12 protein-coding genes are annotated in these 13,786 nt (G+C 68.9%); 7 read left to right on the top strand and 5 right to left on the bottom strand.

Annotated elements, in window-relative coordinates; genetic code table 11:
- The first annotated feature begins 24 nt into the window (after window positions 1–24).
- Window positions 25–2,670: a PAS-domain containing protein gene (locus HDC96_RS11565; RefSeq protein WP_179460101.1), complete on the top strand. Its 2,646-nt coding sequence runs from the start codon at window positions 25–27 to the stop codon at window positions 2,668–2,670.
- 10 nt (window positions 2,671–2,680) lie between these two features.
- On the opposite strand, the gene HDC96_RS11560 is transcribed toward HDC96_RS11565, so the two are convergent.
- The 4 genes from HDC96_RS11560 to rsgA all read right to left on the bottom strand — a co-directional run bounded on the left by HDC96_RS11560 (window position 2,681) and on the right by rsgA (window position 8,459).
- Window positions 2,681–3,331, bottom strand: coding sequence for a response regulator transcription factor (locus HDC96_RS11560; RefSeq protein WP_179460100.1), 651 nt, complete (start codon window positions 3,329–3,331; stop codon window positions 2,681–2,683).
- Window positions 3,332–3,610: 279 nt separating this feature from the next.
- Window positions 3,611–5,902, bottom strand: coding sequence for a TonB-dependent receptor (locus tag HDC96_RS11555; protein WP_179460099.1), 2,292 nt, complete (start codon window positions 5,900–5,902; stop codon window positions 3,611–3,613).
- Between the two features lie 177 nt (window positions 5,903–6,079).
- Window positions 6,080–7,333 carry a flavohemoglobin expression-modulating QEGLA motif protein gene (locus HDC96_RS11550; protein WP_179460098.1) on the bottom strand — a complete coding sequence of 418 codons (1,254 nt, stop codon included), beginning with the start codon at window positions 7,331–7,333 and terminating at the stop codon, window positions 6,080–6,082.
- Window positions 7,334–7,352: 19 nt separating this feature from the next.
- A complete protein-coding gene (rsgA, locus tag HDC96_RS11545) occupies window positions 7,353–8,459 on the bottom strand; it encodes a ribosome small subunit-dependent GTPase A (protein WP_176988242.1) in 1,107 nt (368 codons plus the stop codon).
- A gap of 129 nt (window positions 8,460–8,588) precedes the next feature.
- On the opposite strand from rsgA, the gene HDC96_RS11540 reads away from it, so the two are divergent.
- The 5 genes from HDC96_RS11540 to HDC96_RS11520 all read left to right on the top strand — a co-directional run bounded on the left by HDC96_RS11540 (window position 8,589) and on the right by HDC96_RS11520 (window position 11,980).
- A complete protein-coding gene (locus HDC96_RS11540) occupies window positions 8,589–9,863 on the top strand; it encodes a pyridoxal phosphate-dependent aminotransferase (protein ID WP_179460097.1) in 1,275 nt (424 codons plus the stop codon).
- A complete protein-coding gene (locus HDC96_RS11535; protein ID WP_179460096.1) occupies window positions 9,863–10,483 on the top strand; it encodes a GDSL-type esterase/lipase family protein in 621 nt (206 codons plus the stop codon). The genes HDC96_RS11540 and HDC96_RS11535 overlap by 1 nt, the downstream gene beginning before the upstream one ends.
- Window positions 10,484–10,500: 17 nt before the next feature.
- Window positions 10,501–11,184, top strand: a complete 684-nt coding sequence (locus HDC96_RS11530) for a class I SAM-dependent methyltransferase (protein ID WP_179460401.1) — start codon at window positions 10,501–10,503, stop codon at window positions 11,182–11,184.
- A gap of 72 nt (window positions 11,185–11,256) precedes the next feature.
- On the top strand, window positions 11,257–11,622 hold the full coding sequence (locus HDC96_RS11525) for a hypothetical protein (RefSeq protein WP_179460095.1): 366 nt from the start codon (window positions 11,257–11,259) through the stop codon (window positions 11,620–11,622).
- Between the two features lie 34 nt (window positions 11,623–11,656).
- Window positions 11,657–11,980 carry a hypothetical protein gene (locus HDC96_RS11520; RefSeq protein ID WP_179460094.1) on the top strand — a complete coding sequence of 108 codons (324 nt, stop codon included), beginning with the start codon at window positions 11,657–11,659 and terminating at the stop codon, window positions 11,978–11,980.
- A gap of 30 nt (window positions 11,981–12,010) precedes the next feature.
- Here the strand turns inward: HDC96_RS11520 and HDC96_RS11515 are convergent, their stop codons facing one another.
- Window positions 12,011–12,787, bottom strand: coding sequence for a polysaccharide deacetylase family protein (locus tag HDC96_RS11515; protein WP_179460093.1), 777 nt, complete (start codon window positions 12,785–12,787; stop codon window positions 12,011–12,013).
- A gap of 58 nt (window positions 12,788–12,845) precedes the next feature.
- On the opposite strand from HDC96_RS11515, the gene grxD reads away from it, so the two are divergent.
- Complete coding sequence (gene grxD, locus HDC96_RS11510) at window positions 12,846–13,772, top strand: Grx4 family monothiol glutaredoxin (RefSeq protein ID WP_179460092.1); 927 nt, start codon at window positions 12,846–12,848, stop codon at window positions 13,770–13,772.
- Window positions 13,773–13,786 lie beyond the last annotated feature (14 nt).

The raw sequence follows: 13,786 nt of genomic DNA, 5'->3' as shown, positions 1-13,786 counted from the left end.
GGCGCACGCCCTTAGACTGCCGCCATGTACTGGTTCGGCCGCCACCGCAGCCTGCTGTTGACCCTGCTGCTGATGATCGGCGGCACGCTGCTGTGCGCGGCCGCTGCCGGCCATTACGCATCGCGGCGGGCCCTGGCCGCCGAGAGCGACCAGGTGCAGCGGCAGCTGGAGCTGTACGGCCAAGGCCTGCAGCAGCGGATCGATCGCTTCGGGACGCTGCCGCAGGTGCTGGCACTGGACCCGGACCTGCGCCTGGCCCTGGTGCAGGTACCCGACCCGGCCGCGCGCCAGCGCCTGAACCTCAAACTGCAACGCGCCAACCAGGTCACCCGTGCCTCCACGCTGACCCTGGTGGGCCACGACGGGGTGGCCGTGGCGGCCAGCAACTGGGACCAGCCCAGCAGCAACGTCGGCGAGGACTACAGCTACCGTCCCTACTACCGCCAGGCACTGGCGACCGGCCGTGGCCGCTTTTACGGCATCGGCATGACCACCGGCGTGCCCGGCTATTTCCTGTCCCAGGCGATCGAAGAAAACGGCACGCGGCTGGGCGTGGTGGTGATCAAGATCGAGCTGGCCGCGCTGGAGCAGGAATGGCTGCCCAGCCCGGACGTGGTGCTGGCCAGCGATGACCACGATGTGGTGTTCCTGGCCAACCGCGATGCCTGGCGCTACCGGCTGCTTCGTCCACTGGGTACCGGCGAGCGCCGCGAGATGCTCGAGGCGCGGCAGTACGCCGACCGCTCACTGCAGCCGCTGCGGGTCCGTACCGAGGACGTGCTCGGCAATGGCGGGCGCATGGTCCGCCTGCTCGATCCGTCACTGCCCGGACCGATGCTGTGGCAGAGCCTGGCGCTGCCCGAAGAACACTGGAACCTGCACCTGCTGCACGATGCCGGCGCTGCCACCAGCGCCGGGCGCAGTGCCGCCATCGGCGGCGGTGCGGCGTGGCTGGCACTGGGCTTCCTGGTGTTGTTCATCCAGCAGCGGCGGCGCCTGGCCGCCCATCGCCAGCGCAGTCGGCGCGAGCTGGAAAGCGTGCTCAAACAGCATGCACAGGAGCTGCGTACCGCACAGGACGGCGTGCTGCAGGCCGCCCAGCAGGCCGACAGCGGCCTAAGCCGCAGCCTGGCGCACCTGCCGCAGGGCGTGGTGGTGATCGACAACGAACAGAAGCTGGTGGCGTGGAACGCGCGCTATCTGGAGCTGTTCCGGTTTCCGTCCGGCCTGATCCAGGTCGGGCGGCCGATCGAAGAGATTTTCCGCTTCAACGCGCGCCGTGGCCTGCTCGGGCCCGGGCCGATCGAAGAAGCGATCGAGCGTCGCCTCAACCATCTGCGCAGCGGCCGCCCGCACATGCGCGAGAGCGAGAAGGACGACGGCACCGTGCTGGAAATCCGCGGCAATCCCCTGCCCGACGGCGGCTTCGTGACCAGCTACGCAGACATCACCAGCTACAAGAACACCGCGCGCGAGCTGCGCTCGCTGGCCGATGCCCTGGAGCATCGGGTGGCCGAGCGCACCCGCGATCTGGACGAAGCACGGCGCGAGGCCGAGCGCGCCAACCGCTACAAATCGCGGTTCGTGGCCTCGGCGGTGCACGACCTGCTGCAGCCGCTCAATGCGGCGCGCATGTTCGTCTCGGTGCTGCGCGGCAAGCTGGGCGGCGATGCGCGGGAATTGAGCGAGCATGTCGACGCCGCGCTGGCCGCGCAGGATGCCATCCTCAACAGCCTGCTGGACATCTCGCGGCTGGAGTCCGGCACGTTGCAGACCCACGTGCATGCATTCGCGCTGTCGCCGCTGCTGGAAACGCTGGCGCGCGAATTCGGCATTGCCGCCGAAGGCCGTGGTCTGCAGCTGGACTGGGTGGACACCCGCGCGGTGGTGGTGAGCGACGAAGCCCTGCTGCGCCGCATCCTGCAGAACTTCCTGTCCAATGCGCTGCGATATACCCCGCGTGGGCGCGTGCTCATTGGCTGCCGGCGCGTGGGCGCTCAGCTGCGCATTGAAGTGCACGACCAGGGCCCGGGCATTCCCGAGAGCCTGCAGGGCGAGATCTTCGAAGAGTTCCGCCGCCTGGATGACGGCGTGGACCAGGAGCGCGGCGCCGGGCTGGGCCTGGCGATTGTCGAGCGCATCGGCCGCCTGCTGGGGCACCGCATCCACCTGCGTTCCGCCTTGGGCCGCGGCAGCGTGTTCGCGGTGGACGTACCGCTGGGCGCCGCCGCCGACGTCCCCCTGCCCGCCGCCGCCCCGGTGCCGAACGCCGAGCCGGGCGACGACAGCCCGCTGCGCGGCTGCCGGGTATGGAGCATCGACGACGACCCGCGCGTCTGCGCGGCTACCCGCGCGCTGCTGGAACGCTGGGGCTGCGGGGTGGAGCTGGCCGATGGCCCGCAGCCGGCGCTGGAGATCGCCTCGGCCTTCAACCCGCCGCAGTTGCTGTTGCTGGACGTACGCATGGGCCAGTGGCACGGCCCGGACCTGTACGAAGCGCTGTGCACGCTGTGGCAGGCACGCCCACCGGTGATCCTGGTCACCGCCGAGCGCGACGAAGCGCTCAAGGCGCAGGCGATGGAGAAGGGTTGGGGCTTCCTGTCCAAGCCGGTACGCCCACCGGCGTTGCGGGCGTTGATGACACAGCTGCTGGTGCGGCATCGCAGCTGAGGGTGCGCCTCTACAGACCCGCGCCGGCATCCCCTTCCGGCTCCAGCGCTTTCACCAGCACCGCCGCCTGCGTGCGGCTGTGGCACTCGAGCTTCTTCAGGATCGCGGTGACGTGCACCTTGACCGTGTTCTCGGCCAAGCCCAGCTCATAGGCGATCTGCTTGTTGAGCAGGCCGTCGGCCAGGTACAGCAGCACGCGGAACTGCTGCGGCGTGAGCTGGGCCAGGCGAGCCGCCAGCAGGGCATCGGACTCGGAGCGTTCGGCAGCCATTGCCGGGAACCACACGCCGCCGTCGAGCACGGTGGCCACGGCCTGGCCGATGGTCTCGGCGGGTGCCGATTTGGGGATGAAGCCGGCGGCGCCGAACTGCTGCGCGCGGCGGATCACGCGCGGGTGGTCGTTGGACGAGACGATCACGACCGGAATGTCCGGGTGCGCTCCGCGCACATGCAGCAGCGAGGAGAACCCGCGTGCGCCGGGCATGGTCAGGTCCAGCAGGACCAGCTCGATCTCCGGGTGCTGGCCCAGCGCGCTTTCCAGCGTCGCGGCACTGGCCACTTCGATCACATTGACCTGCGGCAGCGCTTGCCGCAGCGAATGCACGACGGCGGCACGCAGCAGGGGATGGTCGTCGGCGACCAGAACGGTGATGTCACTCATGGCGTCGATTGTAATGAGGTTGACGGCCAGCGGCCGTCACTGCCGGCATCCTGGCTGCGCAGGTGCAATGCGCGGGCCGCCACCAGCCAACTGTCGGAGGCGTGGGGTGTGTGGGTTGGCGGGACCGTTGTGCCGCATGGATGCGGCTCACGAGCCCCCATGGATGGGTTTACGGCGCGTCCCGCGAACCCACACACCCCGCGCCGGCCCCCAGCCATCTGGGAGGCGTTGCACCCACCGACCGACGGTCGGTGGCTACCCTGCCCTTGCAGGCGGCGGTCAGAACTCCGCAGCGACCGTCATGAACAGCTGGCGCGGCGCGCTGGCGTGGATCGCGTAGCGGGTGCCGGTCGGATCGGTCGGGGCGAACGAACTGAGCTGGCCGGCGTAGCGCTTGTTGGTCAGGTTGGTCGCGTTGAGCGACACCTTGATGTCGCGCAGACCCATCCCCGGCCCGAACGAATACCCCATGCCCGCATCGAACGTCGTCACGCCCGGCACCGACTGGTCGTTGGTGTAGGTGTAGTAACGCTTGCCCGTGTACTTCGCACGCAGGCTGGCGAAGAAGCCATCGCGGTTCCAGCTGATCTCACTGGAGGCCATGCGCTCGGGCGTGTCCACCGTGATCTTGCCGGCCACCGGCACGATCGCACCGCCCGAGGTGTAATTGTCCTCGTAGGTGGTCTTGTTCCAGGAGAGCGCGTTGTACCACTGCAGGCCATCGATCGGCTTGAGGATGAAGGTCAGCTCCGCGCCACGGCTCTTCACCGAACCCACGTTGATGAAGCGCGTGATGCACTCCGGGCGCGTGCCCACTTCGATGCTGGTGCAGGGATTGAGCGAGAGCAGGCGGTTGTCGAACATCACGTGATAGGCCGCGATGGACGCCTGGTATTTCTCGCCGAAGGTGCGGAAGCCGGCTTCCAGCGTCTTCGACTTCTCCGGCTCCAGCCCGGCGCTGGCCGCGAAGGATTCCGGCGAGACCTGCAGCGGGCCGCCGCTGCCGCCGCCGACGAAGGCAGCGATGTTCTCCGAGTACGAGGCGAACACTTCCTGGTTCGGGCTCAGCTTGAAGCCGATACCGGCCTGCGGCAGCACCGATTCCTTGGCGGTCAGCGTGCCCGAGGCGTAGCTGGCTTCGGTACCCGGCTTGGCGTTGGCAGTCATGCGGGTGTTCGGGCTCTTGATGCCCACGTCCACGGTCAGGCGGTCGTCCAGGAAGCGCATGCGGTCCTGCACGTAGAACTGGCGCGTGCGGATGTCGAAGTCCTGATCGAACAGGCGGCGATCGGGATGGTTGAGGTAGCCGTCATCCAGGAACGGACCGGTGATGTAGTAGAAGTTGCGCTCGACGTTGTGGTCGTTGCGCTCGTACCACAGGCCGGCTTCCAGCGCATGGATGCCCCACTGCCAGCTCAGCGCGGCGGTGATGCCCTGGCGGTTGATGGTGTAGTTGGTGCTGCGGATCGAGATCGGCAGCATCTCCGGGGTGCCGGGATTGGACGGCTGGCCCGGTGCCCACCAGTGGCCCTGGCCACGGTTCTCGTGGTGGTAGCCGAGCAGCTTCAGGCGGGCGTTGTCGCCCAGCGCGAGGTCGGCATCCAGCGAGTACAGGTTGTCGTCGCGCAGTGCGCGGCTCTGGTAGTACGCATCGTCGATGCTGTTGACACCACCGGTGAACGCACACTTCTGCGCGTTGTAGGTTCCCGGTGCACAGTACGCTGCGGCGACCGCGCGGTCCCAGTCCGGGGCGTAGATGTTCCAGTCCCAGCCCAGGCCACGCGCGAGCATGCTCTTGGAGAGATAGGCGTAGTTGGCCTGGCTCACGCGCGAGGTGGCGGCAAAGGCACCGAAGCGATTGTCGCCGACGTTCCAGATCGCCTTGGCATTGAACTGGCGGGTGGTCTGGTTCTGGTTCGGCTCGGCCCACATGTCCGAATCCTGGTGCACGCCGGACACATACGCCGAGAAGCCGTTGAGGTCGCCGGTATCCACGCGCAGGTAGCCGCGGCGCTGGTTGTCATCGCCGACGGTGACGCTGGCCTTGCCGCCGAACTCGGTGGAGGGGTCCTGCGAGAAGTACTGGATGGTGCCGCCGAGGTTGCTGGTGGACGCCACGCCGAGCGAGCCGATGCCCTGCGACAGCTCGGCACCGGCCAGGTTCTCGGCGATCAGCGCGCGCGCGATGCTCAGGCCGTTGTAGTTGCCGTAGCTGTTGTCGCCCAGCGGAATGCCGTCCAGCGTATAGCCCAGTCGGCTCTTGTCGAAGCCGCGCAGGCTGATCGTCTGCGATTCTTCGTTGGCACCGAAGGCGTCATTGGACTGCACCGATACACCCGGCAGGCGGTCAAGAATCTTCTGGCCACTGGTACCCGGCGGCAGCACCTCCTTGTCCACTGCCGTGATGCGCTGCACCTGGCGGGTCTCGCCCTGGCCGATCACCGAAACGGTATCGAGTGTCTGCGCGCTGAGCGCGACATTGGCAGCGGCGGTGGCGTCTACATCGGCGGCGTGGGCGTTGGCGGCGCACAGCGCGAGCGCCACCGCGATCGTCAGGGGTCGGGTAAGCATGGTCGTCCGTTACATGGGGGAAAATGACCTGCGCAATGCAGGTGCATGACCAGCATGCGAGCGGAACATGAAAGGATGTTGACGGTGAGAGTGATCGCAGATGAAATGCGATGCAGGGCTCACGAACGCGTGGGATGCGCACGGAGGGAGCGCGAGGCAGCCGGCCAGCGGCCGGCGCTACTCGGGGGCGAGCTGATCCATGCGGATGCGGTTGGCGAACAGCGAGAACGCCAGCATGCCGGCCAACCCATTCGCGCGGCTGACCCAGTGCGGCAGCCAGCGTGGTGGCCGCAGGATGCCCTCTTCGAACAGCGGCGCGAAGGCGATCGCATCGGTCAGCGACATCTTGCCGGCGAACAGCCAGCGGCAGACCTGCAGGCGATCCTCGGCCAGCATGTGCCGGAAGAAGGTGTGCACCGAGACCAGCCCACGCAGATACACGGTGTCCTTGGTGAAGGCGCCGCCGCCGCTCGGGGGTACGCCGCGGAACACGCGCTGGGCGGAGGCGAAACTTTCTTCGTTGTTCTGCCCGGCATCGCAGAAATAGCGGAACACCGCGATGAAATCGGCGCCCTCGCGTGCCATTGCGATCGCTTCGGTGCGCAGGCTGATGCGCTTGAGGCGCTCGATGTCGATGCTGCCGGTGATCTGCTCGGCGAACGTGGCCAGCCCTTCCTGGGTCGCGGTAACCCGCGGCGAGGACAGCGCCAGGCTGGGCAGGTGGGGCTGTTCGCGGCCGTTGAGGGCGGTCAGTGAGTGGACCAGCGCCTCGTGGTGGAACAGCTGCGCGCGATCGTAGGCGCTGAAGCGGGCGCTGGTCCGCAGGCGGATCCGGTTGGGGCCGGCGGCGGCCTTGGAGATCAGCTCCGGATCCAGCTGCACGGTGATGATGCGCGACTCGAAGAAGGCATCCAGATCGCTCTGCAACTGCAGCTGCAGGGCCGTGGCCGAGACCGGCACCTGTTCCTCGGGCGCGAGCAGTTCGTGGTCCAGCTCCTGCGCGATCTGGATGAAGTGGCGGGCCGCATCGCGGGTGCTGGGGCCGTTGCCGGGCAGCGGCTGCTCGGGCGCGCCGAACAGCTCCACCGAGTAGCGGTCCACGTCAGCCGTTCCCAACGATTCGAGCAGACCCGCCGCCTGGTCCCAGCTGTGCGCCGAGCGCTGCACATACAGGCCGATGGGATGGTCGGGATCGCATTGGGCGCTGATCGCGGCCAGCCGATGGCGGGTATCGGCGAAATCGAGCCGGGGGTAGTCGACCTGCGGCAGGACCGGCTGGCCCCGGGCGACGCTGGCCAGGAACGGCGCCTGCAACGCGGCCGGCCAACTGGTCAGCCCCAGCAGTTTGATCCCGCCCACCGCCTCGACCAGTTGGGCATCGAGCGCGGTGTGGTGGGCAACGTCACGATCCACGGTCATCGGCGTGTCCATGGACGGACAGTAGCAAAAGCTATCGCCGGCCGCCCTTCCCGCCTGGGCGCCACTGGGCGCCCTTGCCGACGTGCTTGCGCTCGATCGCCTGCTGCGCCTGGCGCACGGCCAGCTTGGCGGCGGCGGCGGCGACTTCTTCCTTCAGCTTGAAGTAGTTGAGCAGGCGCTCTTCATCCAGCGTGCCGTCATCGATGGCCGCACGGATCGCACAGCCCGGCTCACGCTGGTGCGCGCAGTCGCGGAAACGGCATTGCGCCGACAGCGCCTCCACGTCGGAGAAGCCGCCTTCGCTCAGGGCCTCTTCACCGGTCGGCTTCAGCTCACGCATGCCGGGGGTGTCGATCAGGCAGGCGCCGGCCGGCAGCGGAATCAAGGCACGATGGGTGGTGGTGTGGCGGCCGCGCGAGTCGTTGACGCGCACATCGGCGGTCTTCATGCGCTCGTGGCCGAGCAGCGTATTGGTCAGGGTCGACTTGCCGGCGCCGGACGAGCCGACCAGCACCACGGTCTGGCCGGCGGCGAGCCACGGCAGCAGGGCCGAGGCGCTGGCCGGGTCCTTGCCGTTGATGGCCAGCAGCGGGATGTTCTGCGCGGCCAGTTCTTCCAGCACATCCAGGGCGTCCTGGCTGTACTCGGTCTGGTCGGCCTTGGTCAGCACCACCACCGGCTGTGCACCGCCCCCGCCGACCAGCAGCAGGTAGCGCTCGATCCGGCGCGGGTTGAAGTCGGCGTCCAGGCCACACACGATGAACACCGTATCGATGTTGGCCGCGATCACCTGCTGGTGGTAATGCTCGCCGGCAGCGCCGCGTTTGATCGCGGTGCGGCGCGGCAGCAGGGCGACGATCTTGATGCCGTCCAGCAGCACCCAGTCGCCGACCGCCGCGCGCTCGTGGCTGGGGAAGCGCGGGCGCTGCCACTCCGGCGGGGATTCGGTCTTGATCGCCGCTTCCGGCGCATCGGAGACGATGTACCCGGTGCGATGCTGCTCGATCACCCGGCCGGGGCGCGCCTGCGGGAACTGTTCGAACAGGGCCTGCCACGCCGGCAGCTCCGGGCCGCCCGGCCAGGGCCAGCCAATGGTCTGCAGGGCAAGGTAATCAGTGGGTTCGCTCATCGTGCCCATTCTAAAGGGTGTGGCGACCGGACGTCGCCGCAAGGGCGCGGCACGGGCCGGGACCCGCGGAAATCCTTTCGTCTGCAACGCAACAATTCCGCTACCATGCGGTTTCCATGCCTGAATGACGGCCCGTTCATGTCCACGCCTCCGCTGAAGCCGCTCGCCACCCGCGAGCGCCTGTCCGAAGTCCGCTACGAGATCCGGGGCGAACTGGCGCGACGAGCGCGGGAGCTGGAGGCCCAGGGCCGCAAGCTGATCAAGCTCAACATCGGCAACCCGGGCAACTTCGGGTTCCGTGCGCCGGAGCACCTGCAGCGCGCGATCGCCGACGACATGGGCCGCACCGATCCCTATACCCACCAGCAGGGCCTGCCGGAGGCGCGCGAAGCAATCGCCGCCGCCTACGCCCGGCGAGGCGCACCCGATGCCCACCCGGACCGGGTGTTCATCGGCAATGGCGTCAGCGAGCTGATCGACCTGTCGCTGCGTGCCCTGCTCAACCCGGGCGACGAAGTGCTGGTGCCCTCACCCGACTATCCGTTGTGGTCGGCCGCAACCATCCTCAACGATGGTCGCCCGGTGTATTACCGCTGCGCGCCGGAGAACGGCTTCCAGCCCGACCCGGTCGAGATCGAGGCCCTGGTCTCCTCGCGCACCCGCGCGATCGTGCTGATCAACCCGAACAACCCCAGCGGCGCCAGCTACTCGCGCGAGCTGCTGGAGCGCATCGTCGCCATCGCGGCCAGGCACAACCTGCTGCTGATGGTCGATGAGATCTACGACCAGATCCTCTACGACGACGCGCAGTTCCATGCCGTCGCGCCGTTGGCCGGCGAGCATCCGTGCATTACCTTCAGCGGCCTGAGCAAGGTGCATCGCGCCTGCGGCTGGCGCGTGGGCTGGGCGATGCTGTCCGGCGCGGGCGAGCGGTTGGGCGAGTTCCGCGCGGCGATGGACCTGCTCAGCGCGTTGCGCCTGTGCGCCAACGTGCCGGGCCAGTACGCCATCGATGCCGCCGTGAACGGGCCGGACACCATCTCGCCGCTGTGCGCACCGGGTGGCCGCCTGTATGAAACCCGCCGCGCCGTGATCGAGGCCTGCAACGCCAGCGAGCATCTGTCGCTGGTGGCACCGGCCGGCGCGCTGTACGCGTTCCCGGCGGTGGTCGGGGCCGCTGCGCGCAGCTTCGATGACCATGATTTCGCGCTGGAGCTGATGAACGAGGAAGGCGTGCTGGTCGTGCCGGGCTCGAGCTTCAACGTGCCTTACCGCCACCACTTCCGCGTGACCCTGCTGCCCGAGCCGGACGTGATGCGCGATGTGTTCGCCCGCATCGACCGCGCGCTGGCACGCCGCGCCGAAGCCAACACCAAGGTGGTCCCGATCAAGCCGCGCAGCGCGGTGGCCTGATGGGCCTGCCGTATCTGGCCCTGGGCGATTCCTACACGATCGGCGAAGGCGTTGACCCCACCGGGCGCTGGCCGATGCAGCTGGCCGCGGCCCTGCGTGATATCGGCGTGGCGCTGGACGATCCGACGATCATCGCCACCACCGGCTGGACCACCGATGAGCTCGAGGCCGGCATCGAGGCGGACGCACCACAGGGTCCGTTCGACCTGGTGAGCCTGCTGATCGGGGTCAACGATCAATACCGTGGGCGCAGCGTGGACGAGTACCGCCCGCGCTTCACCGCCCTGCTGCAGCGCGCGCTCGCCTTCGCCGGCGACTGTGCACCGCGCGTGCTGGTGCTGTCGATCCCGGATTGGGGCGTGACCCCGTACGCGGTGGCGTCCGGCCGCGACCGCGTGCAGATAGGTCATGAGCTGGATGCCTACAACGCTGCCGCCGCGGCGATCTGCGCCGAGCACGACGTGGCCTTCGTCGACATCACCGACCTGAGCCGCCAGTGGGGCGGTGAGACCGTCATGCTGGCCGAGGATGGCCTGCATCCGTCCGCGGCGATGTACACGCTGTGGCACCAGCGCGCGTTCGACGTGACGCGCGTGCTGTGGGCGGAGCCGACCCGCTGAGCGAGGCCACGCTGCCGCTGGCCAGGGAGCAGGCCCGCCGGATCGCCACGGCGTTCCTGCCGGCGCAGCGGCTCGGCAACCGTCGCGACTATTACTACAGCCGCGGCAAACTCGGCAGCGATCCGCTGTATCCCGGCGTGCTCGCCGCGCTGGACGAAGCGCCTGCCCTCCCGTTGCTGGATATCGGCTGCGGCCTGGGCCTGCTGGCCCACGTGCTGCGCCAGCACGGCAGCGCACTGGCCTACCACGGGCTGGACATCGACGCCGACAAGATCGCGCGGGCCGTGCGCGCCAGCACGCGCGCCGGGTTGTCGCAGGCTACCTTCTCCTGCCTGGATGTCAGCGCCACCCTGCCTGCCCACCATGGCAACGTCGCCCTGCTCGACGTGCTGCAGTACCTGCCCGCAGCCGCGCAGACGCAGTTGCTGCACGCCGCCGCCACACGCGTGGCCCCCGGCGCGCGGCTGGTGATCCGAACCACGCTTGCCGACCACAGCGGTCGCGACCGCACCACGCGGATCACCGACATGCTTGCGCACCTGGTCGGCTGGATGGGCACGCGCCCCTGCCACTACCCGGACGCGGCGAGCCTGCGCGCGCCACTGGACGCCGCCGGCCTGCACCTGCGGATGACGCCGCTGTATGGCAACACGCCCTTCAACAACTGGCTGATCGTCGGCGTGCGCCCCACGGCCGCCTAGCCGCCGCGACTCGCGCCGCCGGCCGCGCGCGCGCATACTCGCGCGCGCCCCCCTTCCGGCAAGGAGCCGCCCATGCCCCGACAGACCCGACATTCCGCGCTGGGCATCGCCGCGCTGATCGTCAGCGCCTGTGGCCTGGTGATGCTGCTGCTGAGCATGCATTACGCGCATGCGCCCGAACATGCGGCCATGCGCGAGCTGCCGTGGTCGCTGGCCGCGCTGCTCGGCAGCAGTATCGGACTGGCGATCCTGGCCCTGCTGCTCGGCCTGGGCAGCGTGCTGCAGCCGCGCCGGCGGCGCCTGTTCGGGATCATCGCGCTGCTGGTGACGCTGGGCGTGTTGATCGCGCAGCTGTCGCTCGGCGGCTGGATCCGCGACCAATGGCATGCCTCGCATCCGCCGTCGGACGCCGCGGCCGCACAGCCCCTCGCCCCCTGATTCCCCCGTTTCACCGCATCGACAAGGAGCCCTGATGCACACCCCTCATTCCGGCATGGGTATTGCCGCGTTCATCACCGCCCTGTGCGGCGCCGTGCTGATGCTGGGCCTGATCGTCATCGCCGGCATCATCGAGACCACCACGCCGGGCGGCATGGAGGAGACCTCGATGTCGGCGATCCTGGTCGGGCTTGGCCTGATGTGCACCGCCCTGATGCAGCTGGTGGCCTTCGGCCTGGGCGTAGCCGGCGCATGTCAGACGGACCGCCGCCGCGTGTTCGCGATCCTCGGCCTGGTGATCTCGGTCGGCAGCATGCTCGGCGTGGTCCTGCTGATGATCATCGGTGCCCTGAGCTGAGCCCGGCCTGCGCCGGCCGACGGCCCGGCGTCAGTCCGGCAGACCTGCGTGCAGCCCGCGTGCCTGCACCGCCTGCAGTACCGCTTCGATGATGGCGAGGTTGTGGCCATGCGCCGCGCCCTCATGCAGCAGCACGATGCTGCCCGGCGCCAGGTCACGCGTGATCCGCTCGACCACCTGGTCGGGTCTGCATTCCACCCCGTCGAAGCCACGCGCGCTCCAGCCGACCCGGGTCAGCTGCCACTGCTTCAACGCCGGGGCCACGAACGGATTGGTCATCCCGACCACCGAGCGGTACCAGCGTGGCGGGGTGCCCGCGATCGCGGTGAGCGCCTGCTGGCACTGTGCGATCTCGGCGGCCATCGCCTGCCGCCCGAGCCGCCAGAAGCGGGTCTGCGGGTGGTGGTGGCTGTGGTTGCCCAGGCTGTGCCCGCGGGCCAGCATCGCCTGCACCAGCTCCGGCCGCGCCTGCGCGCGTTCACCCACGAGGAAAAAGGTTGCCTTGGCCTCATAGCGGTCCAGCAGGTCGAGCACCGCCGGGGTGTCGGCCGAGGGGCCGTCATCGATGGTCAGCCAGACCTTGCGGGCATCGCCGGGCAGGCGGCTGAGCACCGGGGCATAGAAGCGGCTGTTCGGCAGGAACACCGGGACCATGAACAGGGCGTGGGTCGCCACCATCAGCGGCAGGCCGCAGCGCCAGCCCCAGGCGACCCAGACCAGCACCACCAGCAGCTGCGACAGCACCAGCCACGGCACCCAGCGCCAGGGGCGCCGGGGAATGCGATGCAACGTTTCCGGTACGGTCATGCCCCATGATGCCATGCCGCGTAGAATACGCGGTTCGCATATCCGGACCCCGACCGCCATGTCCCTTGAACCCGCCCTGCGCTCGCGCATCGAATCCATTCTCAACGCCAACCGCGTCGTGCTGTTCATGAAGGGTCAGCCGAGCATGCCGCAGTGCGGTTTCTCGGCCAAGGCCGTCGGCGCCCTGCAGGACCTCGGCGTGGAGTTCGACCACGTCAACGTGCTGGCCGACGCGGAAATCCGCGAAGGCATCAAGGCCTACGGCGAGTGGCCGACCATCCCGCAGCTGTACATCGACGGCGAGCTGATCGGCGGCAGCGACATCATCCTGCAGATGGCCGGCAACGGTGAGCTGAGCAGCGTGCTCGGCCTGGCCGCGCCGGACCGCACCCCGCCGCGCATCACCGTGACCCCGGCCGCCGTTGAAATGCTGCGTGGCGCGCTGGCCGATTCCCCGGGTGCCTCGCTGCAGCTGGGCATCGACGCGCGCTTCCAGCCGAACTTCCAGCTCGCCCCGCACGACGACAACGCGATCGCCGCCGAGTCCAACGGCCTGCGCGTGCAGTTCGACCTGGCCAGCGCACGCCGCGCCGAAGGCATCACCATCGACTGGGTCGACGACATCCGCGGCAAGGGCCTGGCGATCGACAACCCGAACGCACCGAAGGCCGTGCAGGAACTGAGCGTGCGTGACGCCGACGACCAGCTGCGTGCCGGCAGCATCACCGTGGTCGACGTGCGCCCGGCCGACGAGCGTGCGATCGCGGCGATCAACGCCCCGTTCGAGACGTTCGACGGCGACAACCGTGCCCGTCTGGAAGCCCTGCCGAAGGACACCGCGCTGGCCTTCCTGTGCCACCACGGCGGCCGCAGCGCGCAGGCCGCCGAGCAGTTCCGCGCCCTGGGCTTCACCAAGGTCTCCAACATCACCGGCGGCATCGATGCCTGGTCGAACGATGTGGACAACGGCGTGCCGAAGTACTGATCGCGAGTACGTAG

Origin of the sequence: Stenotrophomonas sp. JAI102, from assembly GCF_013409105.1 — a bacterium.
In the GTDB taxonomy this organism is placed as follows: domain Bacteria; phylum Pseudomonadota; class Gammaproteobacteria; order Xanthomonadales; family Xanthomonadaceae; genus Stenotrophomonas; species Stenotrophomonas maltophilia_AA.
This window is presented reverse-complemented; position numbering and strand designations above follow the sequence as displayed.